Here is a 22,231-nt window from a genome sequence, read left to right on the forward strand (position 1 = left end):
CATACGTCCCCCACCATGTCCTTGCTGCCCTGTATAGAGATAGAAACCGCGCCCCACCCCAGCGCCAGCGTCATCTGGATGCACGGGCTGGGCGCTGACGGAAACGACTTCGCTGGCCTGGTGCCCGAGTTGGATTTGGCCGGCTGCCCGCCGATCCGGTTCGTGTTTCCACACGCGCCATCCATGCCTGTCACCATCAACGGCGGCTACCGCATGCCCGCCTGGTACGACATCTTTGGCACCGACTTGGTGAGCCAGCAAGACGCCAAGGGCATTGCCAACTCCGAGCAGGCCATCCAGGCGTTGATTGAGCGCGAAATCGAACGCGGCGTCGCCCCGGGGCACATCGTGCTGGCGGGTTTCAGCCAGGGCTGCGCCATGGCACTGCACACCGGATTGCGCTGCCAGCACCGGCTGGCGGGCATCGTGGCCTTGTCGGGCTACCTGCCGCTGGCCGACCGTTTTGCCAACGAACGGACCACGCCCAACCTGCAAACCCCCATCTTCATGGCCCATGGCACCACCGATCCGGTGGTGGTCATGGCCCGTGCCGAAGACTCACGCAACCTGCTGGCCTCGCTCGGCCACCCGGTGCAATGGCACACCTACCCCATGCCGCACAGCGTGCACCCACGCGAGGTTGCCGACATCTCGGCATTTCTGCGCCGACAGCTGGGCAACGCCGCCAGCTGAGACCTCCACGCCGTCCGGCAGACCCAGCCGACCCCGAAAAACCGCGCGGCGTACGCGGTTGTTGCAAATGAGAATGATTGCTATACTCTTCTCCATCGCAACCCTCCCGGAGTCCCACAGTGAAAAAAACCGCCCTCGCCTCCTTGCTGCTGGCCCTCGCTACGCTGCCCGCCTTGGCGCAAGACAAAGCGATCAACCTGTACTCAGCGCGCCACTACCCCACCGATGAAGCGCTGTACAGCGACTTCACCAAGACCACCGGCATCAAAATCAACCGGGTCGACTCTGACGACGCAGGCATCTTGGCGCGCCTCAAGGCTGAGGGCAGCGCCTCGCCGGCCGATGTGATCTTGCTGGTGGACGCATCGCGCCTGTGGCGCGCCGAGGTGGACGGTCTCTTCCTGCCCATCAAATCAAGTATGTTGGACAACGCCATTCCCACCAACCTGCGCGCCAAACCTTCTGACAACGGCGGCACCGCCTGGTACGGCTTTTCCACCCGCGCACGGGTCATCGTGTACGACAAGGCCAAGTTCAACAAGACCGATGTAGACGCCTACGAAAAGCTGGCTGACCCCAAATTCAAAGGCCAGCTGTGCATCCGCAGCGGCTCGCACCCCTACAACCTCAGTCTGTTTGGCGCGATGAACGAGCACATCGGAGCGCAAAAAACCGAAGTCTGGCTCAAGGGTCTGGTCGACAACATGGCGCGCAGCCCCAAAGGCGGCGATACCGACCAGATCAAGGGCGTGGCGTCCGGTGAATGCGGCGTGGCCGTCACCAACACCTATTACCTGGCGCGCATGATGCGCTCCACCAACGCCGACGACCGGGCCATGGCCGAGCGCGTAGGCGTGGTCTTTCCCAACCAATCGAGCTGGGGCACGCACATGAATGTGGCAGGGGGTGCTGTGGCGCGCTATGCCAAGAACCCGGATGGCGCGGTCAAGTTCCTGGAATACCTGGCCAGCCCAGCAGCGCAAAACCACTTTGCCAACGGCAACAACGAATGGCCCACCGCCAAGGGCGTGGTCATCGACAACCCTGCGCTCAAGGCCATGACCGGCGGCAGCTTCAAGAGCGAACTGCTGCCCATCAGCGCGGTAGGTATGAACCAGATCAAGGTGCAGCAAATGCTGGACCGCGTCGGCTTTCGCTGAACCGGCGGGCGCCGCGTAGCCGGCGATAGTCTTTGCCAATACAAGGCATATGGAAACGCAATGGGAGCGGGCGGCTTTTGTCGCAATGTCTCCCTAGAATCCGCCCCGAGCTGTGCGTTTGGCGCAGCTGCTTGATCAATCAACCCAAGGAAAAAAGTCCCATGTCCCTCATCAACACCCCCATCCAGCCTTTCAAGGCACAGGCCTTTCACAACGGCAAGTTCGTTGAAGTGTCCGATGCCACCCTCAAGGGCAAGTGGTCCGTTTTGATTTTCATGCCCGCAGCATTCACCTTCAACTGCCCCACCGAAGTGGAAGATGCCGCCGATAACTACTCCGAGTTCCAAAAGGCTGGTGCAGAGGTCTATATCGTCACCACCGACACCCACTTCTCGCACAAGGTCTGGCACGAAACTTCGCCTGCCGTGGGCAAGGCCAAGTTCCCGCTGGTGGGCGACCCCACCCACCAACTGACCCGCGCGTTTGATGTGCACATCGACGCTGAAGGCCTGGCTCTGCGTGGCACTTTCATCATCAACCCCGAAGGCCACATCAAAACCGCCGAAGTGCACTCCAACGAAATCGCCCGCGACGTCAAGGAAACCCTGCGCAAGCTCAAGGCAGCCCAGTACACCGCGGCCAACCCCGGCCAGGTGTGCCCCGCCAAGTGGAACGAAGGCGCCAAGACCCTGACGCCCTCGTTGGACCTGGTCGGCAAGATCTAACTCCAGATCGGCTCTGAGCGCTCTGCACAGAGCGCTTGGCGTCGGGCACTGGGCGGACCTGCTCTGCCAAGCGCCCTTCGCCAAGCGTTGACTTTCCGTCCCATCCCAACGCAGCCCCCCCCCACGCAACCCTCTCTTTTGGAGAACCACATGCTCGACGACACCATGAAGTCCCAGCTCCAGGCCTACCTGGGCAAGCTGCAGCGTCCCATCACCCTGATTGCCTCGTTAGACGATGGCGCGTCTTCGGGCGAGCTGCGCGCGCTGCTGCAAGACATTGCCGCACTCTCCGACATGGTCACATTCAACGACAGCGGCACCGATGCGCGCAAGCCCTCGTTCGTGATAGCCCGCGAGGGTGAGGCCAACGGTGTGCGTTTTGCTGGCATCCCCATGGGCCACGAATTCACCTCGCTGGTGCTGGCGCTGCTGTGGACCGGCGGCCACCCGCCCAAGGTCGAGGCCGATGTGATCGAGCAGATCAAGGCGCTCGATGGCGACTACGCTTTTGAGGTGTACATGTCGCTGTCGTGCCACAACTGCCCGGACGTGGTACAGGCCACCGCGCTGATGGCGGTACTCAACCCCAAGGTCCAAACCGTCATCATCGACGGCGCCTTGTTCCAAGACGAAGTCAATGCGCGACAGATCATGGCCGTGCCCATGGTCTACCTCAACGGCCAGGTGTTTGGCTCGGGCCGCATGACGGTCGAGGAAATCGTTGCCAAGCTTGACGTGGGCGCCGAAGCCCGCGAGGCAGCCAAGCTGTCCGCCAAGGCGCCCTATGACGTGCTCATCGTGGGCGGCGGCCCCGCAGGTGCCGCCGCTGCGGTGTACGCTGCGCGCAAGGGTATTCGCGTCGGCATTGCCGCCGAGCGCTTTGGCGGCCAGACCAACGACACGCTGGGCATCGAGAACTACATCTCGGTACTCGAAACCGATGGCCCCAAGTTTTCAGCCGCCATGGAAGCGCAAGTGCGCCACTACGGCGTGGACATCATGAACCTGCAGCGCGCCGAAAAGCTGATCCCTGCAACTGAACCCGGTGGCATGGTCAAGGTGCAACTCGAAAACGGTGCCAGCCTGCAGGCCCGCAGCGTCATCCTGACCACCGGTGCGCGCTGGCGCAACATGAACGTGCCCGGCGAGCTGGAGTACAAGAATCGGGGCGTGGCTTACTGCCCGCACTGCGACGGTCCGCTGTTCAAGGGCAAGCGGGTGGCGGTGGTGGGCGGTGGCAACTCGGGCGTGGAAGCGGCCATTGACCTAGCGGGTATCGTGGCCCACGTGACCCTGTTGGAGTTTGCCGACCAACTCAAGGCCGACGCGGTGCTGGTCAACAAGCTCAAGAGCCTGCCCAATGTCGATATCGTGCTCAGCGCCCAGACCACCGAAGTCACCGGCGATGGCAACAAGCTGGGCGCCCTGCACTACAAAGACCGCGTCAGCGGCGCGCAGCGCACGCTGGAGCTCGAAGGCGTGTTTGTGCAAATCGGCCTGGTGCCCAACACCGAGTGGCTCAAGGGCACGCTCGACCTCAAACCCTGGGGTGAGATCGTGATCGACGCCAAAAACCACACCAGCCTGGAGGGCGTGTTTGCCGCCGGTGACTGCACCACCGTGCCGTTCAAACAAATCGTGATTGCGGCGGGTGAAGGATCGAAAGCCGCGCTCAGCGCGTTTGATCACCTGATTCGCAGCAGCGTGCAGGCGGCGCCGGTGGTGGAGGCGCAAGCGGCGTAGGACGGGTGGTTGAAAAACTGTCTTGAGGCGTCTATCGAGCCACCACGACATGGGCTGTATGGCTGGGTTGGCTGCCATCGCAGGTAGCGATGAACTACTTCAATGAAAGCGTTGCCGCCGCCTTCTTGGTGGACTATCTGCTCGTGGCGACGACGCGATCTAGCAGGGACGGATGAAACGCGACATTGGTTGCTAGGTTGCACTCCTTCTGTAGCAGGCTACACATCGAGCCTAACGACTGCAAGCGACGGTCTGATTCGCCGCCTCAACGAGTCTGCAAAAAGCCCATCCCCTCATACCACGCCAAATCAGAAACAAACAAGACGAAACATCGCCGCGAGGTTCGCATCGGGGGCCGCACCGCTGAGTAAAGGGTGCAGCAAGCGCATCTTGACTACGTGGTAAGTCCCACCAAAACGGGCTTAGGTGTCACTGAGATTCCTGGCGAACCAAGCCAGCGACTTCTTATATGGTGGAAGGTTCGACGCATAGATGTCGGTGTAGTGCACCACTACTCGCAGTTTGCTCAATTCCAATCGTGCAAGATCTCTGCACTTGGAGAACAGTGGTTCGCCTTCCCCTTCAGTGAGTTCAAGCAGCGGAACTACTCCATCGGGTTGAATCGTGCGCCGTTCAAGTGCCATTGAAAAGTGGTTCCAAGGCCTGTTCTGTGGCAAGGTTGGCATCCATTCAATGACGCTGCCTTTGACATGACTACCGTTGAATACCTCAAGCGCTTCCACAATCATTGGACCCGACCCATTGTTTCGCAGCTTCACGCGAACACTGTTTTCGTAGTCTGCGACGGTGACTTCAGGGATTGGTCTTATTGAAAGTACGTTGTGTCGTCGCTGAATATGCAACGCCCATAACGACACGAAGAGTGCAATCAATGCTGTCAGCGCACTCGCAACTGCAGCAATAGCGTTCGCCAGATCTTTCTCTTGGCGCAGTAGTTCAATGAGAGCCTGCATGGGTGATGTCTAACCAAGCTAGAAAAGAACCCCGGTTTGCAAGCGGCAAAGTGGCCAGAAAGACAACATCAGCGAGCGAATCAGTCGCTGTTCGGTTGAAGCGCGAGAACATTGCATTGGCGCATTGTGCAGGCTACTTGGGCGCTTTGGGCATGTAGCTTGCACCTACCTCATCCAAGCGCTGTTGGCCAACTTCTCAATGTTGTGCACTAGGCAGTGCAGATGAGGGTGCCAAGACCATCTGCAGTCAGGATGATTTGGCTAAGACCTTCGGCCCACTGGGCGTAGCCGTGCGAATTGGGATGAATGCCATCCTCCGCCATTCCGGTCGAAGTGGTTGAGTCAGGATGCCAGTGCATCACGCGCCCTTTTTGACCAAGCAACAGCGCCGACATCAGCACATTCATCTCACGCGCCCACCGCCCCATGAACCACCGCAGGGGCTGCGGTAAGGCCATGCAGGCGTGCATCGGCGGCACTGCGCTGTGCACTAGCAAGTGGGGCGCAAAGCGCAGTGCCACCAGCTCAGCCAGTTGGGTTTGCCATTGCACCCAGCGCTGCGGGGCGCACAGGCAGGTCACATCGTTGGCACCCATCGACAGGATGACGACATCGAAGTGGGACGTCGGCGCATCTTCCAGCAGCTTGACCAAGCCCGGCGAGTCGAGTCCGTTGATGGCCAACACGCTCCACTCGATGGTGTGGTGTGGGCTCAGCAGCCGGACGAGTTGACCGCACAGTGCCTCGCCTTGTGTGGCAACACCAACACCTACCGCGCCCGAATCTCCAGCGACAAGTACGCGGCACAGCGATCCCTGGCCGCTGACTCCATCACGCGAACCCGTGGGTTCCGGCATGCGCAGGGTGATCTTGCGGACGTGCCTGCCTTGCAGCCAGATGATGGGCCAGAACAGGACCAGCAATATGCAACGCTCCCAGTTACGCACGCCCTCAGCAAGTCGCAGGGCAAAGCCGACACGGTCTCTTGGGCGTGGGCGACTCGCGTCATGGGGTGCGGTTCTTGGCATAGGTACGGTTGCTTACTTTGGCAAAAACCTGACAGAGAACAGCCCCACCACGCGCCAAGCAGATTGAGCTTGCAGCAGTACGCTACAAGTTGTCGGTGCGTCAACAAACCAACGGCGCAACCGCGGGCGATTTCCTTTGGCCCACTGGAGCCGAGCGGTTGGCAGGCTCTGCCAATCTACTGTTGGATAACGCACAGAACCATTGACTCCCAGTGGGTACCCTGACGTTGGAGGCAGAAGGCACGATCCAACACGGAATCAGTCATGCCGAGGACCCAATGAGACACGGTGAAAGACACAGAACGCACCGAACAGGCTGGCTGCGTGCCGCCGTTCTTGGCGCAAATGACGGCATCGTTTCTACCGCCAGCTTGGTCTTGGGCGTTGCGGCAGCCAGCGCGGGCACGCAGGGTATCTTGCTTGCAGGCGTTGCCGGTCTTGTGTCGGGCGCCATGTCCATGGCCGCTGGCGAGTATGTTTCGGTTAGCTCACAAGCGGATACGGAGCGCGCGGATCTTTCCCGGGAGAGTGCCGAGTTGACCGACAGTCCCCAGCAGGAACTCGCTGAGCTGGCAGCCATCTACGAGAAGCGAGGGCTGGACAAAAAACTCGCCTCAGAGGTTGCCAACCAACTGACGCTCCATGACGCACTGGCCGCACATGGACGCGATGAGCTAGGCATCTCCGACACGCTGGCGGCACAGCCGGTGCAAGCGGCACTGGCCTCGGCGGGAACCTTTGCAGTGGGCGCAGCGTTGCCCCTCCTGATGGTGATGCTGCTGCCTGCGCGATTGATGATGTGGGGGGTCGCAGGCAGTTCGCTCTTCTTTCTGGCGCTGTTGGGCTTCTTGGCTGCACGCACCGGCGGCGTACCCACGATGGCATCCGCCTTTCGCGTTACCTTTTGGGGCGCACTGGCCATGGCATTAACCGCTGGTGTTGGCGCCCTGTTTGGGGTGGCCGCTTAGCCCTTAAATTTGCTGGCGCAGCACCTCGGCATGCTTCATCGTCAGATAGTCGGCAAGCTCTATCTCGTGGAGCTGGCGCGCAAAGGTTTCTGTCGCGGCAAACCAGTTGTGCAATCTGGCATCCAGCCGACCGGCTTGGGGGACTTGGGCAGACTCCAGGTATGCATTGATTGCCAGAAAGTAGCGCATGGTGTTTCGCTCGACGAGTGCCCGCAAACCCTGGATGGCCACCGGCGCACCGGCGGCGCCTGGCTCTGCCAGTGTGAAGCCTACTTTGTCACTGCCCAGGGTAGACATATAGATCCCGAGCGCTGCCCGGCTGACCAGATTGAATTGGTAGGAGTAGGTCAAATGCAGAAAAGACTGGCTCGGGTTGATGGAGATCGCTTCCAAGGTAATCTGGTAGTTGCTGGTCCCCATCGGGCCCCGCGCTGCAGCGAGGGCGATCTTCAAAAAGTCCGCGCTGCTGGACTCCACCTGGTACTTGAATTCCACACGCGCCGTCTCGCTTAACGGTTGTGGCGTTTTTTTGCCCACATGTACGATCAACAGCGGGCCATCGGCGGTGGGTCTCGTGCGGCAAAACTTGGTGTTCAAGTGCAGGATCATGATCTCGCACCATCGGTCTGGGCTGGTGACCGCCGCGCTCAGTTGCGCCAAAGAAAAATTGACAAGGGCATGGACCTCACCCCGGATGGAGCCGGCATCTTCGTTGGAGCGCATGGCCAGCGGCCGTCCAAACGGATTGGAGTTCAGCTCTGGCCTCAGCTTGGTATAGGCCGCACGCAGTACGTCGGCTGCTGACTCTGGCGCAGCACTCCACGCCATCTGCGGTGTTGCAACGCTGCTTGCCAGCAACACCGCAAATGCAAGCCTAGAGCTTGGCCCAGAAGTGGGCCCAGGGCGGCGGACGCCCTTCACTCTCATAGCCAGTACTCCAATCTGCGTGCTGCCCATTCTTTGACTTTGTCCAAAGCGCTGCGCTTGTGCCAGGCATCGGCGGAGACTTCTTTGGAAAGCCGCAAATCCTCTTGGAAGGCCTGCTCCATCGCTTGGCCCAAAACGTCGTCATCGACCACGATGTTGAGTTCATCCTTGGCGTCCACACCTCGCTGTGCCGCAGCGGTCAAGGCGATCAAGAGCTGCGGGTCGGGGATGAAATAGGCGCAGGTGATAGGGATGGAGGTTTTGGCAGACGCTATGGCCAGCACATAGGCTTGGTGAATCGAGGGCTCACCGTCGGGCTCACTGGCCAGCACACGGATAAGGTGGGGTCCCGCGGGCTGCAAGGGTGGAAAGTACACGCTGTCGCCCTCGTCGCCCAAGGGCTGTTGATCCCAATTTCTCAAGAACTCCCATTGCAGCGCGGCAACGGCCGGGCCTTCAATTTTGACGTGGGTGTCGCGCCAACCCACGTCTTCGCTTTTGCGCGCTTTGGAGCGAAAGAGTGAGCTGTTGGCATAGGTGCTGCTGGTATTCACGCCGCCGGTAAAGGCCATTTTTCCGTCAACCACCAGAAGCTTTCGATGGTCGCGCTGGTTGGGCTCCCATGGAGCGAACCGTGTGAATGGGTTCACCGGGTTGAATTCAAACAACTGAATTCCGGCGCTGCGCATACCCTCAAAAAATGCCGAAGGCGTGCTGATCGTGCCGATGAAGTCGCAAATGAGTTGTACCTGTACGCCAGCGCGTTGGCGCTCCATCAGGGCATCAGCAAACTCCATTCCGACTGCGTCCCTATCGAAGATGTAGGTTTCCAGATTAATGTGGTTTTGTGCACCACGCACCGCGTCCAGCATGGCGGCCATCGTCTGTGGGCCATCGTGAAGAATCGTCACCCGGTTGCCCGCAATCAGAGGTCGTTGGGTGGCAACTTCCTCCAGCTTCGCCAGTGCTGCAGTGTCAGTGAAGGCGCTCTTCCACCGCTTTTGCAGCATGGTGCGTGCATGGTTCGCGTTCATTGGCCCCTGTGCGCTGTTCACCGTCGGATCAGGCGCAGACCTGACCGGCATCGCCGCCCATGCCAATTGCACGCTGAGCAGGATGGTTGCCAGAAGTTTCATGGAGACCCGAGCCTGGGGTTTCGCGGGCGTTCTTCCGTGCGTCGTCGAACAGACCCGATCGAACCATGCTGTAACCATCTCGCAGCGCAGCCACTTCCTCGATGCTGTCTAAGACAAGGATTCACACCCATGAACAGACACCAAGCCTACGCCCACTCAACGGGTACCCAGCGGCATCCCGAGGGTGCAGAGTAAAACATCGGGTAAGTGAGATAGGGCATCGGATGGCGGCGCGTCCCCGCTGGGGTGCAGCCCTCACTTGCTATCGTGCCTACGCAGCAGGCATTTTGGTGTTTGTCGTGATCGGACAGAGAGACTCAGCCATGAGAAGCACGGACTGACCATCCAAACACCACCCTCAGTACTCCCGCTTACCCCCAGCAGCCCCACTGGCCTGGCACTGGGGGCTGGAGCACAGACCGTACAGCGACATAGCGTGGTCTAGCAACTTGAAGCCGTGGCGCAGGGCGATTTCGCTTTGGCGGGTTTCGATGGCTTCGTCGTAAAACTCCTCGACCTTGCCGCATCGCACGCACACCAGGTGGTCGTGGTGGTGGCCTTCGTTGAGTTCGAACACGGCTTTGCCCGAATCGAAGCTCGATTTGTCGAGCATGCCAGCTTCGACAAACTGCATCAGGATGCGGTAGACGGTGGCAAGACCAATCTCAGAGTCGTTGACCATCAGCTCCATGTAGACCTCCTCAGCGGTGAGGTGGCGCTTTTTGCTGTTCTCAAAGATCTCTAGCACCTTGATGCGGGGGAGTGTGACCTTGAGCCCGTTGTTGCGCAGCAGGCTGGCTTGGTCTGTGGTGGATTTGGGCATGGTGCAAGTCCTCAGGGGCTAGTGGGCGGCTCGGCCAGCCGGGCGAAGGTGACCACATGGTCCATGGCGACCCGGATGCCAACCCAGTCACCCACCGAGTGCGCGTAGTGCGAAGGCACATGGGCCAGCACGGTTTCGCCACTGGGCAGGCGCAGGGTGTACAAAAAGTCAGCACCGCGAAACGCCTTGCGCACAATCTGGCCGCGCACCGCTGCACCGGGGTCGTGCACGATGTCGTCGGCGCGCAGCAGCACATCGCACAGCCCGTCGGGGTAGGCACTGGGCAGCGGGCATTCCTCAATATCTTGCAACGGCCCCAACGGCGTTTGCACCACGACTTGGCCACCGTGCTGCGCCAGGTGCGCGGGGGCAAACACGCCGTGCCCAATGAACTCGGCCACAAAGCGTGTAGCAGGTCGGTGGTACAGGGTGTAAGCATCGTCCCACTGCTGCAGGCGGCCCTCGTGCATCACACCCACCACATCGCCAATCGCAAAAGCCTCCAGTTGGTCGTGCGTGACAAACAGTGCGGTGGCACCGGCGGCTTTCAAAATGGCGCGCACCTCGTGCGCCAGGCGCTCGCGCAATTCCACGTCAAGGTTGGAAAAAGGCTCGTCTAGCAAAAGCAGGCGCGGCTTGGGTGCCAGTGCCCGGGCCAAGGCGACACGCTGCTGTTGTCCACCCGAGAGCGCGTGCGGGTAGCGCGACTGCATGCCGCCCAGACCGACCAGCTCCAGCACCTCATCCACCCGCGCACGGCGCTGTGTGGAGTCGAGGTGGCGGATGCCAAAGTCCACATTGCGGCGCACATCCAGGTGCGGAAACAGCGCGTAATCCTGAAACACCATGCCAATGCGCCGCGCCTCGGCTGCGATGTGCACGCTGGTGCTGCTCACCACCTCGCCTTGCAGCGCGATGCGGCCGCCACACACACCTTCCAGGCCAGCGACCGCGCGCAGCAGCGTGGTTTTGCCACAGCCTGAGGGGCCGATGAGTACACCAATTTGCCCCGCTGCCAGTCCCAGCGTCACGCCCGCAACGGCCGGTTTGGCCCCGCCGGGGTAACGGACCTGCACATCGGTGAGGGAAAGAAACATGGTGCGTATTGTAGATAATAGCTATTCTCATTTTCATTGGACTGGCCCCTTCTCATGCCGCAACCCCGGCCCGGGTGGACCACCACCCCGCTGCTTCTTTTGTGCTTTGTGCTGGTGCTGCCGGTGCTGGCGCTGGCGGCCTCGTGGCTGGGCTGGAATGCGCAAAACGCCGATGTGCTGCGCCAGATGATGGACACGGTGCTGCCCGAGTACGCGCGCACCTCCCTCGTGCTGTGCTTGGCAGTTGCCGTGTCGGTTGGCTTGGTGGGAATGGCCACTGCTTGCGCGGTCACACTGTTTGATTTCCCCGGCCGGCGCACCGCTGAATGGGCACTGCTGCTGCCGCTGGCCATGCCGGCCTATGTGGTTGCGTACGCATACACCGACTTCTTCCAGTTCTCGGGCCCGCTGCAAAACTGGCTGCGCGGCAACTTGGGGCTGCAAGGGCGCGTGTTTCCGGAGGTGCGCAGCCTGGGCGGTGCAGTGTGGGTGTTTACCTTTGCGCTCTACCCCTACGTGTACCTGCTGGCGCGCAGCGCCTTGAGCGAGCGCGCATCGCACCTCATGGAGGCCGCGCGCCTGCTGGGTGCGCCCATGCTGCGCCGGGTGCGCGAAGTGGCGCTGCCACTGGCACGCCCAGCGGTGGCGGCAGGCATCGCACTGGCGCTGATGGAAACCCTGGCCGATTACGGCGTGGCCAGCTACTTTGGCATACAAACCTTCACGACCGGCATCTACAAGGCCTGGCTGGTCATGGACAACCGCGTCGCCGCAGCCCAAATGGCCACCCTGCTACTGGCCACCGTGAGCGTGCTGGTGTCGCTGGAGCGGCATGCGCAGCAGCGCTTGCGGTTTAACACCGTAAGCGGTCAAGGCCGTGGCAGCAGGGATGCCCAACCCCAGGTGCTGCGCGGCGCAGGCCGCTGGCTGGCCTGGGCAGTGTGCGGCGTTCCGGTGCTGGCAGGCTTTGTGTTGCCGGTGCTGTTCATGCTGCGGCCCTTGGCAAGTGGTTGGGATGAACTGCCCTGGAGCGCGTTTTGGCGCTGGTCCTTCAACAGCCTGTGGCTGGCCGGCTTGGGCGCCGCTTTGGCAACGGCGGCGGCGTTGTGGCTGGCGTTTGTACAGCGACGCCAGCCCGGCTGGCTCACCAACGGCGCAGTGCAGTTGGTTTCTCTGGGCTATGCGGTGCCAGGTGCGGTGCTGGTGGTGGGTCTGCTGCTGCCCGTGGGCTGGGTGCAGGCAGCAGCACCTGGGGCCAGCCTGGGCTATTGGGTCACGGCCACGGTGCTGGGTTTGCTGTGGGCCTATCTGGTGCGCTTTACGGCCGTGGCGCTGCAGTCGCTGCAAAGCGGCTACGCGCGCATTCCAACGTCACTGGACGATTCGGCCCGCATGCTAGGCACCTCAGGTGGGGCGCTCTTGGCGCGGGTGCACTGGCCGCTTCTGCGCGGCGCCACCGCCACGGCGGCGCTGCTCGTGTTTGTCGACATCATGAAAGAGCTGCCTGCCACCTTGGTCTTGCGCCCATTCAACAGCGACACGCTGGCGGTGGTGACCTACCAACTCGCCCGCGACGAGCGCTTGGGCGAGGCCGCCCTGCCCGCGCTCACCTTGGTGTTGGTGGGCCTGCTGCCCGTCGTCTTGCTCAGCCGCACGCTGCGGCGCCGGGGCTGATACCCAGCAGCGAAGTACCAAGCCGCCGTCACCATCCACATTCAACACAGGAGCTATCGATGCAAACCGTTCGCCTGGGAACCACCGGACTGCAAGTCTCACGCATTTGTCTAGGCATGATGACCTACGGCTCGTCCACCTGGCGGCCTTGGGTGCTTGACGCCACGGCGTCCAAACCGCTGGTCAAACGGGCGGTCGACTTGGGCATCAACTTCTTTGACACCGCCGACATGTATTCCGCAGGTGAGTCCGAGGTGTTGACCGGCAAGTTCATCAAAGCCTTTTGCAAGCGTGACGAGGTGGTGGTAGCCACCAAGGTGTACTTCCCCGTAGGGCGCGGCGGTGGACCCAACTCCCAGGGCCTCAGCCGCAAGCGCATCCTGCATGCGGTGGATGACAGCCTCAAACGCCTGGGCATGGACTACATCGACCTCTACCAGATCCACCGGTTTGACACCCAAACGCCAATCGAAGAAACCATGGATGCACTAGACAGCGTAGTGCGCGCGGGCAAAGTGCGCTACCTGGGCGCCAGCAGCATGTGGGCCTGGCAGTTCGCCAAAGCGCAGCAAGTGGCCAAGGAGCAAGGTGGCAGCCGATTTGTCAGCATGCAAAACCACTACAACCTGGCCTACCGTGAGGAGGAGCGCGACATGATTCCTTTGTGCCAGGACCAGGGCGTGGCGGTGCTGCCCTGGAGTCCGCTGGCCCGGGGCTTTTTGGCGGGCAACCGGCGCAACACCGATCTGCCAAGCCCCAACGCCGGAGCAAGTGAACGGCCCGCTGGTCGCGCAGCCAACAGCAAGAAAGCCAAAGCCGCTGCTACCAGCACCTCGCGCGCGCTGACCGACGACATCGCCCAAAGCTACTACTACCGCCCCAGTGATTTTCAGGTGGTAGACAACTTAACCGCCTTGGCCGCGGATAAAGGCGTCAGCAACGCTACGCTGGCCTACGCCTGGCTGCTTCACAAGGGCGTGACCGCACCGATTGTGGGTGCCAGCAAACTGCCCCAGCTCGACCAGGCCGCGGCCGCACTTGAAGTACAGCTCAGTGCCGAGGACATCGCCAGGCTGGAACTGGCCTACCAGCCGCACCCGGTGCTGGGCCACAGCTAAGCCAGGGTACTTGGTACCGCCTAGGTCATCACCGGTCACCATGCCAGCGCGCCTGAACGCCGGACTCCCGTTGGCGGGCGTGTTGCTGCTGCCCCTGGGTTGGAGCCTGTGGGCCAGTTTGGGTGCCACCTGGCAACCCCAAGCCTGGGCGGCGCTTTGGGCCGACCCGCAAACAAGCGCCGCCTCGGGCCTGAGCCTGTGGACCGGTCTGGCTTCCACCATACTGGCGTGTGCGCTGGCAGCTTGGATTGCATCGGTGGTTCTGGTGGGCGCGGGCCAAGCGCGCTGGCAACGCTGGCTCGCACCGATGCTGGCGGTGCCGCACGCGGCATTCGCCATCGGGCTGGTGGCCCTGCTCGCGCCCAGTGGTTGGGTGCTGCGTGCGCTCTCGCCCTGGGCCACTGGCTTGGACGCACCGCCGCCTTGGTACACCACCCAAGACCCTTGGGGTCTGGGCTTGATTGCAGCGCTGGTCTGCAAAGAAGTTCCGTTTCTGCTGTGGTGCGCTGCCGCCTGGTTACAGCGGCCCGACGTGGGCCAGCGCCTGCAGCGCGAGCTGCAACTCGCTGCCACTTTGGGCTACGCCCCATCCACTGCCTGGTGGCGTGTCGCCCTGCCCCAGCTCGCGCCGCGGCTCGCCGCACCGGTATTGGCGGTGTGGGCCTACAGCCTGACGGTGGTGGACATGGCGCTGGTCATCGGCCCCGGCACCCCGCCCACGCTCGCGGTGCTGGCCTGGCAATGGCTGCAAGACGCCGATACGGCGCGCAATGCCCAAGGTGCCGCCGCCGCCGGCCTGCTACTGCTCGTTTTAGTGGTCGGTGCCGTGCTGGTCACCGTACTGCAGCGCGGCCGCTGGCTGCGCCAGCGCTGGAGCGCCGGGGTGCCTACCGCAGACGCCACACGGTCACCATGGCGTGGACTTGGCGCCCACAGCGCGGCGACCACATTGGCGCTGGTGTACGCAGCCGTGCTGCTGGCTTTGCTGCTGGGCAGCGTAGTGGGCAGTTGGCCGTTTCCCGCACTGTGGCCCGAGACCGTCAGCTTGGCGGCGTGGCAGTCGGTGCTTGAAAGCGCCAGCACAGTGCAAACCACCCTGTGGCTGGGCCTGGCCGCCAGCGGCACCGCGCTCTTGTGGGTGGTGGCCTGGCTGGAGTGGGGCGCAGGGGCGCACACGCCGCGCACCACGGCGCTGGTGCAATGGGCGCTGATTTTGCCTTTGGTGATGCCCGCGCTGCTGTGGGTGGTGGGACTGCACCGGCTGGTGCTAGCCTGGGGTTTGGGCCACTCCGGCTGGGGTTTGTGGTTGGTACACACCTTGGTGTGCCTGCCCTATGTGTACCTGGCGCTGGTGGGGCCTTACACCGGGTTTTCGCCACAGGCGTGGCAGGTGGCGGCCAGTCTGGGGCGCAGCCGATCGGCGTTTTTGTGGCGCATCAAATGGCCGTTGCTGCGCTCGGCATTGGCTTCTGCCTTTGCGGTGGGGTTTGCGGTGAGTGTGGCGCAGTACCTGCCCACGCTGTACGTGGGCGCCGGGCGCTTTGCCACCGTGACGACCGAGGCCATCGCCTTGGCCGCTGGTGGCCAGCGCTCGCTGGCGGCCGCATTTGCCTGGCTGCAGTGGCTGCTGCCTGTGCTGGTGTTTGCCTTGGCCGCTTGGCTGGGCCGCGCGCGGCGCTTTGACACCCTTGGGAGACCTGCATGAGCCTGGTGCTGCAACTGGAGCGCTTGGGCAGCCCGCGCGGCACGCTGCTGCAGGGGCTGCACTTGGAGGTCCAAGCTGGGCAGGTGCTGACCCTGATGGGCCCCAGCGGCTGCGGCAAGTCGAGCCTGCTGGCGGCGGTGTGCGGCACGCTGGCGCCGGGCATGGAGTTCGCAGGCAGCGTGCTGCTGCACAGGCGGCGCATCGACACGCTGCCCACCCAGGCGCGCCGTGTTGGTCTGTTGTTGCAAGACGATTTGTTGTTTGCCCACCTGACGGTGCGCGAAAACCTGTTGTTTGCGCTGCCCGCCGGTGCGCGCCGCGAGCGCGACGCGGCGGTGCAGCAAGCATTGGCCGATGTCGAAATGCAAGGCTTTGGCGAAGCCGACCCGGCCACACTCTCAGGTGGGCAGCGCGCCCGCATCGCGCTGGCCCGCGCCCTGCTGGCACGCCCCGAAGCGCTGTTGCTCGACGAGCCCTTCTCCAGGCTGGATGCCGACCTGCGTGGCCGCATGCGCGCACTGGTGTTTGGGCTGGTCGCGCAGCGCGGCATTGCAGCGCTGCTGGTCACCCACGACCGGGCCGATGTGGCCGACCCGGATCGGCTGTGCGTGCTGGGCGGCTCCAGCGACTGGAACCCCAACGGTACCGACCTGAACCCTAGCGACCCGAGCCCTACCGGCACCCGCTAAGCGTCAATCAAAGCGCCACGCCGAGACCTGCGACGCGCCAGCCGGGCCACACCAGATTTTTTGCGCTGGCAAATCGCTGCCCGCGCCACTGGCCACCATCAGCGGCAGCAAATGCTCTTCGCGCGGGTGCGACTCGCGCCCGGACGGTGCCTGCGCCCACTGCGCGAGTTGTTGCCGGCGGCGGGCCGCGTCGCCTGCCAGAGCATGGTCGAGCCACGCATCGAACGCCACCGACTGCGCATGCGCCGAGGGGCTGTTGAAGTTGCGCAGGTTGTGGTAGCTCATGCCACTGCCCACCACCAGCACGCCTTGGTCACGCAATCCCCGCAGCGCCTCGCCCATGGCCACGTGGGCGGCCGGGTTCAGGTCCGACTGCAGCGACATGGCCAGCACCGGGATGTCGGCCTGGGCAAACATCACCTTGAGCGGAATGAACACGCCGTGGTCCCAACCCCGGTGGCTGTCCACCCGCGCTTGGATGCCGGCGTCCGCCAAGGCCGCTGCCGCTGCTTGCGCCAGTTCCGGCGCAGGCGGCGCGGGATAGGTCAGCGCATAGGTTTCAGGCGGAAAACCGTAGTAGTCATAGATCAGGCTGGGCGATGCCGTGCCGCTGAAGCTGGGCAGGTCGGCCTCCCAATGGGCTGTGACCACCAGCACCGCGCTGGGCCGGCCCGGCAGCGTGGCGTGCACGCCGGCCAGAAACTCGCGCATGGGCTCGAACACTTGGTGCATTTCGCCCTGCATGAAAAAGGCCGGTCCGCCGCCATGGGGCACGAAGAGGGATGGCATGCGCACGTTGGAGTTCATAGTAAGAATTGCTCGGTTAGGATGACCAAGGGCATTGCACCCGCAACGCCTGAACGCCCGATCTTAGTTTCTTCCCCCCAACGACCTATGCTGGACCGCTTCGTCACCGCGCTGATTCGCCCGCCCGTCGAGACTATGGCACGCTTCTTGGTGCGGTGCGGCCTGCGTGCGGACCGCATCACCTTGGTCGGCTTTGGCATTGGCATGGTGGGCGCGGCGCTGATTGCGGCGCAGGCCTACGGCGCGGGGCTGGCGTGTTTGCTGCTCTCGCGCCTATGCGACGCGCTCGACGGCGCGGTGGCCCGCCAAACCCAGACCACCGACGCCGGTGGGTTTCTGGACATCGTGCTGGACTTTCTGTTTTATGCCAGCGTACCGCTAGCGTTTGCGTGGGCGCAGCCGCAGGCCAACGCGTTGGCTGCGGCCACCTTGCTGGCGGCGTTTGTGGGCACAGGCGCGAGCTTTCTGGCGTTTGCGGCGCTGGCCGCCAAGCGTGGCTTTGTTAGCGCCCACTTTCCGAACAAGTCTTTCTACTTCTTAGGTGGCCTCACCGAGGCCACCGAGACGCTGGCCTGTTTTGTGGCCATGTGCCTGTGGCCCGAACATTTTGCGGCCCTGGCCTACGGCTTTGCCGGCCTGTGCGCTATCACCATACTGACCCGCACCCTGTGGGGCTGGAGGAGCTTGTCATGAAACTGTCCAAAGTGGTGCTGCTGGCGGTGCTGGGGCTGGCGGCGCTGGCGTTTGTCCATTTCGATCTGGCGCGGTTCTTGAGCCTGGAGTACTTGCAAAGCAGCCAAGCCGACTTTGCGGCGCAGTATGCGCAATCCCCCTGGCTGGTGCGCGGCGCCTACTTTGTGTGCTATCTGGTGGTGGCATCTTTTTCGCTGCCGGGCGCTGTGGTGCTGACGCTGGCGGGCGGGGCGATTTTGGGTTTCGGCTGGGGCTTGCTGCTGGTGTCCTTTGCCTCGTGCATGGGGGCCACCGTGTCGTTTTGGATGGCGCGCTTCTTGTTGCGCGACAGCGTGCAAGCACGGTTCAAAGACCAGCTGGCCGAAATCAACCGCGGCATGGAGCGCGAAGGCGCCCTGTACCTGCTGACACTGCGCTTGATCCCGGTGGTGCCGTTTTTTGTGATCAACCTGGCCATGGGCCTCACCAGCATCCGCAGCTGGACTTTTTACTGGGTCAGCCAAGTCGGCATGCTGGCGGGCACCGCCGTCTACGTGAATGCGGGCACGCAGCTGGGGCAGTTGCGCAGCGTCGCCGATGTAGCCAGCCCCGCGCTACTGGGTTCGCTGGTGCTGCTGGGTCTGCTGCCACTGGTGGCGCGCTCGGTGGTGAATCTGCTGGAACGCCGGCGCATCTACGCGCCCTGGCGCTCCAGCCGCCCGCGCAGGTTTGACCGCAATCTGGTGGTCATCGGAGCCGGTGCCGGTGGCTTGGTGACCGCCTACATTGCCGCTGCCGTCAAAGCCAAAGTGACCCTGGTGGAGGCCCACAAAATGGGCGGTGACTGCCTGAACTACGGCTGCGTACCCAGCAAGGCCCTGATCAAGAGCGCGCAGCTTGCGCACCAGATGCGCCATGGCGCGCGCTATGGCCTGGCCGACACCGAAGTGCGCTTTGACTTCAAGTCGGTCATGCGCCGCATCCACGCCGTGGTGGCCGCCATCGAGCCGCACGACAGCGTGGAGCGCTACACCCAACTGGGCGTCGAGGTGCTGCAAGGCCACGCCACCATCACCAGCCCGTGGACGGTGCGCATCGCCCTCAACGATGGCAGCACGCAAACGCTGAGCACCCGCAGCATCGTGATTGCGGCTGGTGCCAGCCCGGTGGTGCCTGCGCTACCCGGCCTGGACGACGTGGGCTACGTGACCAGCGACACGCTGTGGGAGCGCTTTGCCCAACTGGACGCGGTGCCGCAGCGCCTGGTGGTGCTGGGCGGCGGCCCGATCGGCTGCGAGCTGGCGCAAAGCTTTGCCCGCCTGGGCTGCCAGGTGACGCAGGTGGAAATGGCGCCGCGCGTGCTGGCGCGCGAGGACGAAGAGGTATCGGCCTTGGTGGCCGCCTCGCTGCAAGCCGACGGTGTGCGCCTGCTCACCGGCCACCAAGCGCTGCGGTGCGGCCGCGATGGCGCGCGCAAAACGTTGGTGGTGCGCAGGGTAGCGGGAGCGAACGGGGCCACCACCCACGGGGCCAGCCCGGACAGCGATCAAGTCGCAACGAGCGACGAGTTCGAAGTGGAATTCGACGAGCTGCTGGTGGCTGTCGGCCGCGCCGCGCGCTTGACTGGCTATGGGCTGGAAGCGCTGGGCATTCCCACCGGCCGCACGGTGGACACCAACGCCTACCTGCAAACCGTGTTTCCCAACATCTACGCCGCAGGCGACGTGGCCGGGCCCTTCCAGTTCACCCACACGGCGGCGCACCAGGCCTGGTACGCGGCGGTCAATGCGCTGTTTGGCGACTTCAAAAAATTCAAGGCCGACTACCGGGTGATTCCCAGCGCCACCTTCACCGACCCCGAGGTCGCCCGCGTGGGCCTCAACGAGCGCGAGGCAAAGGAAAAGAAGATCGCCTACGAAGTCACCCGCTATCCGCTAGACGACTTGGACCGCGCCATCGCCGACAGCGCGGCACACGGTTTTGTCAAAGTACTGACGGTACCGGGCAAAGACACCATCTTGGGCGTCACCATCGTGGGCAGCCACGCAGGCGATGTGCTGGCCGAGTACGTGCTGGCGATGAAACACCGACTCGGGCTCAACAAGATTTTGGGCACCATCCACACCTACCCGACGATGTCCGAGGCCAACAAATACGTCGCTGGCGAATGGAAGCGCGCCCACCAGCCCCGGGCGCTGCTGGCCTGGGTAGAAAAGTTCCACACCTGGCGCCGGGGCGGCTGATGGCAGCGCGCATTCAGCACGCGCCACCGGCCCGCCGCAAAACGGCATGGTTGGGCCGCAGCGCCCTCTTTCTGCAGGTGCTGTGTGCGGCGCTCCCATCGGGGGCACAAACGCCGCCGCCAGCCACGCCTATCACCGCGTTTTCCACCGCGGCAGTGGGCACGCCGCCCGCGCCCTGGCGCGCCATCGCACTGCCTGCGGGCAAAGCACCGCCTAGCCAGATCGACATCGCTGTGCTCGAGGGCCGTCACGTGTTGCGCCTGCGCAGCGACAAGTCCTACGGCACGCTCAGCCACCCCGCCGCCAGCGCCAGCAGCGGTGCGCCTGGCCTGTTGCGGTGGCGTTGGCGGCTAGACATGCCCCTGGCGCGCAGCGACCTGCAGCGCAAAGACAGCGACGATGTCGCCCTCAAGGTCTGCGCCCTGTTCGACCAGCCCCTGCAAACGCTGCCTTTTGGCGAACGCGCGCTGCTCCAGCTCGCCCGCGCTGTGACCGGCGAAAACCTGCCCAGCGCCACCCTGTGCTACGTATGGGATACCGCGCTGCCGGTGGGCACGGTGCTGCCCAACGCCTACACCCAGCGGGTGCGTTACCTGGTGGTGGACGCAGGTGCGCTGTCGCTGGGGCGCTGGTCGGCCCACCAGCGCGACCTCGGTGCCGACTTCACGCAGGCCTTTGGCTCCCCCTCGGCTACGATACCGCCCTTGGTGGCCATCGCTGTCGGCGCCGATGCAGACAACACCGGCGGCGCCAGCCTGGGCTACCTCGACGACATCACTTTGCACTCCGCGCCCTGATGCCAGACACCACCAGCACACCCCAGCCGCCAACGCGGGTCCACCACAGCCAAGCACCCTTGCCGCCCAGCCTGCCCGCGGATGACCCCGCCATGCTGACTGAGCCGAACTTGCCCACGGCAGCCAGGCCGGGCTACCTGCCACGCCAGTTGGTCATGGTCGGCGCCGGTTGGGCACATCTGCATGTGTTGTTGGAACTGGCGCGCAAGCCCTTGGTGGGCGCGCGCATTACCTTGATTACGCCGCACGCCAGCACCATGCCATCGAACCTGCTGCCAGGCTACTCGGCTGGACAGTACAGCCTGCAGGAGTGTTCCATCGCCCTCGAACCCTTGGTGCGCCGTGCCGGCATTCGATGGCTTACCCGCGGCGTGCAACTGATGGACGCCCACACCTGCAAGCTGCACTTGGACGATGGCACCTCCATGCAGTACGACTGGCTGTCGGTCAACACCGACGCGGCGCAATTCACCCGCTCCAGCCTAGCGCACTTGCCTGGCGCGCGCGAGCATGGGCTGTGGCTGCGCCCCGCTGAACGGTTTACCAGCCAGTGGGCCAAGGTCGTGGCATTGGGACAGCAAAGCGGGCTGCGCATTGCGGTCGTAGGTGCGGGCGCCCTCGGTGTCGAAATGGCCTTGGCTGTACGCCACCGCCTGCCCAATGCCTCGGTGACTTTGCTCACGGGCGGTGGCCCATTGGCTGGCAGCTACCCGCCCTCGGTGCGTGCGAAGCTGGTGGCTGCTCTGCAGGCGCAACGCATCACCGTGCTGCACGAGCGCGCGAGCGCTTTGGGCGCCGACGCTGTGCAATTGGCCAGCGGTGCCACGCTGGCCTGCCACCTGCCGATCCTGGCCACGGGTGGCGTGGCGCCACAGTGGCTGTATGACAGCGGCCTGGCGCTCGATGCCCAGGGCGCGGTGGCGGTCAATGCCTTACAGCGCTCGACCAGCCACGCCAACGTGTTCGCCATCGGCGAAGTCAGCGCCCGGGCTGACGTCACGGCTTTGGCCCAGGCCACCATCGACCGGGACGGCGCGGCTGCGCTTCTGCGCAATCTGCATGCGGTAGTCGGCAAGCACTCGGTTGTACCCTTGCGGCCGGCCCGCGCGCCGCTGCGTATCCTGGCGCTGGGCGGCGGCCGTGCGCTGGCCGCGTGGGGGGTTTTTGCGCTGACCGGCCGCTGGGTCGGGTGGCTCAAGCGCCGCACCGAGCTGCGCCTGCTCGCGCGCTACCGCAACGCCGCCGATTGAGT

At 63.7% G+C, this 22,231-nt stretch carries 20 protein-coding genes; 13 read left to right on the forward strand and 7 right to left on the reverse strand.

Annotated features, from left to right (window positions below; genetic code table 11):
- Nucleotides 1-15 precede the first annotated feature (15 nt).
- From ACILRC_RS12125 to ahpF, 4 genes are all read left to right on the forward strand, one after another.
- Nucleotides 16-693 carry an alpha/beta hydrolase gene (locus ACILRC_RS12125; protein ID WP_395669628.1) on the forward strand — a complete coding sequence of 226 codons (678 nt, stop codon included), beginning with the start codon at nt 16-18 and terminating at the stop codon, nt 691-693.
- Nucleotides 694-812: 119 nt separating this feature from the next.
- On the forward strand, nt 813-1,853 hold the full coding sequence (locus ACILRC_RS12130; protein ID WP_395669629.1) for an extracellular solute-binding protein: 1,041 nt from the start codon (nt 813-815) through the stop codon (nt 1,851-1,853).
- A gap of 161 nt (nt 1,854-2,014) precedes the next feature.
- Entirely contained in the window at nt 2,015-2,578 is a 564-nt protein-coding gene (gene ahpC, locus ACILRC_RS12135) for an alkyl hydroperoxide reductase subunit C (protein ID WP_395669630.1), read from the forward strand.
- A gap of 150 nt (nt 2,579-2,728) precedes the next feature.
- Nucleotides 2,729-4,321 carry an alkyl hydroperoxide reductase subunit F gene (gene ahpF / locus ACILRC_RS12140; RefSeq protein WP_395669631.1) on the forward strand — a complete coding sequence of 531 codons (1,593 nt, stop codon included), beginning with the start codon at nt 2,729-2,731 and terminating at the stop codon, nt 4,319-4,321.
- Between the two features lie 422 nt (nt 4,322-4,743).
- On the opposite strand, the gene ACILRC_RS12145 is transcribed toward ahpF, so the two are convergent.
- Together ACILRC_RS12145 and ACILRC_RS12150 are read right to left on the reverse strand one after the other, a co-directional pair.
- Nucleotides 4,744-5,295: a hypothetical protein gene (locus ACILRC_RS12145; protein ID WP_395669632.1), complete on the reverse strand. Its 552-nt coding sequence runs from the start codon at nt 5,293-5,295 to the stop codon at nt 4,744-4,746.
- 209 nt (nt 5,296-5,504) lie between these two features.
- Complete coding sequence (locus ACILRC_RS12150; protein WP_395669633.1) at nt 5,505-6,218, reverse strand: SGNH/GDSL hydrolase family protein; 714 nt, start codon at nt 6,216-6,218, stop codon at nt 5,505-5,507.
- Nucleotides 6,219-6,601: 383 nt separating this feature from the next.
- On the opposite strand from ACILRC_RS12150, the gene ACILRC_RS12155 reads away from it, so the two are divergent.
- Nucleotides 6,602-7,291 carry a VIT family protein gene (locus tag ACILRC_RS12155; RefSeq protein WP_395669634.1) on the forward strand — a complete coding sequence of 230 codons (690 nt, stop codon included), beginning with the start codon at nt 6,602-6,604 and terminating at the stop codon, nt 7,289-7,291.
- 3 nt (nt 7,292-7,294) lie between these two features.
- Here ACILRC_RS12155 and ACILRC_RS12160 read toward each other — a convergent pair whose 3' ends face one another.
- From ACILRC_RS12160 to ACILRC_RS12175, 4 genes are all read right to left on the reverse strand, one after another.
- Entirely contained in the window at nt 7,295-8,014 is a 720-nt protein-coding gene (locus ACILRC_RS12160) for a hypothetical protein (RefSeq protein ID WP_395669635.1), read from the reverse strand.
- A 200-nt stretch (nt 8,015-8,214) separates the two neighbouring features.
- Nucleotides 8,215-9,354, reverse strand: coding sequence for a phosphatidylserine/phosphatidylglycerophosphate/cardiolipin synthase family protein (locus ACILRC_RS12165; protein ID WP_395669636.1), 1,140 nt, complete (start codon nt 9,352-9,354; stop codon nt 8,215-8,217).
- A gap of 358 nt (nt 9,355-9,712) precedes the next feature.
- A complete protein-coding gene (gene fur / locus ACILRC_RS12170; protein ID WP_395669637.1) occupies nt 9,713-10,177 on the reverse strand; it encodes a ferric iron uptake transcriptional regulator in 465 nt (154 codons plus the stop codon).
- Nucleotides 10,178-10,188: 11 nt separating this feature from the next.
- Nucleotides 10,189-11,274, reverse strand: coding sequence for an ABC transporter ATP-binding protein (locus tag ACILRC_RS12175; protein ID WP_395669638.1), 1,086 nt, complete (start codon nt 11,272-11,274; stop codon nt 10,189-10,191).
- Between the two features lie 54 nt (nt 11,275-11,328).
- Here ACILRC_RS12175 and ACILRC_RS12180 point away from each other — a divergent pair, with 54 nt between their 5' ends.
- The 4 genes from ACILRC_RS12180 to ACILRC_RS12195 are packed head-to-tail and all read left to right on the forward strand — an operon-like array spanning nt 11,329 to nt 16,460.
- Complete coding sequence (locus ACILRC_RS12180; protein ID WP_395669639.1) at nt 11,329-12,948, forward strand: ABC transporter permease; 1,620 nt, start codon at nt 11,329-11,331, stop codon at nt 12,946-12,948.
- Nucleotides 12,949-13,007: 59 nt separating this feature from the next.
- Nucleotides 13,008-14,066 carry an aldo/keto reductase gene (locus ACILRC_RS12185; protein ID WP_395669640.1) on the forward strand — a complete coding sequence of 353 codons (1,059 nt, stop codon included), beginning with the start codon at nt 13,008-13,010 and terminating at the stop codon, nt 14,064-14,066.
- A gap of 40 nt (nt 14,067-14,106) precedes the next feature.
- Nucleotides 14,107-15,771 (forward strand): ABC transporter permease, encoded by a 1,665-nt coding sequence (locus ACILRC_RS12190; protein ID WP_395669641.1) that lies wholly within the window; start codon nt 14,107-14,109, stop codon nt 15,769-15,771.
- A complete protein-coding gene (locus tag ACILRC_RS12195; protein WP_395669642.1) occupies nt 15,768-16,460 on the forward strand; it encodes an ATP-binding cassette domain-containing protein in 693 nt (230 codons plus the stop codon). Before ACILRC_RS12190 ends, ACILRC_RS12195 begins: the two co-directional genes overlap by 4 nt.
- 3 nt (nt 16,461-16,463) lie before the next feature.
- On the opposite strand, the gene ACILRC_RS12200 is transcribed toward ACILRC_RS12195, so the two are convergent.
- Nucleotides 16,464-17,267, reverse strand: coding sequence for a DODA-type extradiol aromatic ring-opening family dioxygenase (locus tag ACILRC_RS12200; RefSeq protein WP_395669643.1), 804 nt, complete (start codon nt 17,265-17,267; stop codon nt 16,464-16,466).
- Between the two features lie 87 nt (nt 17,268-17,354).
- On the opposite strand from ACILRC_RS12200, the gene ACILRC_RS12205 reads away from it, so the two are divergent.
- Genes ACILRC_RS12205 through ACILRC_RS12220 form a run of 4 tightly spaced genes read left to right on the forward strand, consistent with a single transcriptional unit; the run spans nt 17,355 to nt 22,229 of the window.
- Nucleotides 17,355-17,960: a CDP-alcohol phosphatidyltransferase family protein gene (locus tag ACILRC_RS12205; protein ID WP_395669644.1), complete on the forward strand. Its 606-nt coding sequence runs from the start codon at nt 17,355-17,357 to the stop codon at nt 17,958-17,960.
- Complete coding sequence (locus ACILRC_RS12210; RefSeq protein ID WP_395669645.1) at nt 17,957-20,182, forward strand: FAD-dependent oxidoreductase; 2,226 nt, start codon at nt 17,957-17,959, stop codon at nt 20,180-20,182. The genes ACILRC_RS12205 and ACILRC_RS12210 overlap by 4 nt, the downstream gene beginning before the upstream one ends.
- Nucleotides 20,182-20,979 carry a DUF3047 domain-containing protein gene (locus tag ACILRC_RS12215; RefSeq protein ID WP_395669646.1) on the forward strand — a complete coding sequence of 266 codons (798 nt, stop codon included), beginning with the start codon at nt 20,182-20,184 and terminating at the stop codon, nt 20,977-20,979. The genes ACILRC_RS12210 and ACILRC_RS12215 overlap by 1 nt, the downstream gene beginning before the upstream one ends.
- Entirely contained in the window at nt 20,979-22,229 is a 1,251-nt protein-coding gene (locus tag ACILRC_RS12220) for an NAD(P)/FAD-dependent oxidoreductase (RefSeq protein WP_395669647.1), read from the forward strand. The genes ACILRC_RS12215 and ACILRC_RS12220 overlap by 1 nt, the downstream gene beginning before the upstream one ends.
- Nucleotides 22,230-22,231 lie beyond the last annotated feature (2 nt).

This window comes from Rhodoferax sp., assembly GCF_044236835.1.
In the GTDB taxonomy this organism is placed as follows: Bacteria; Pseudomonadota; Gammaproteobacteria; order Burkholderiales; family Burkholderiaceae_C; genus Allorhodoferax.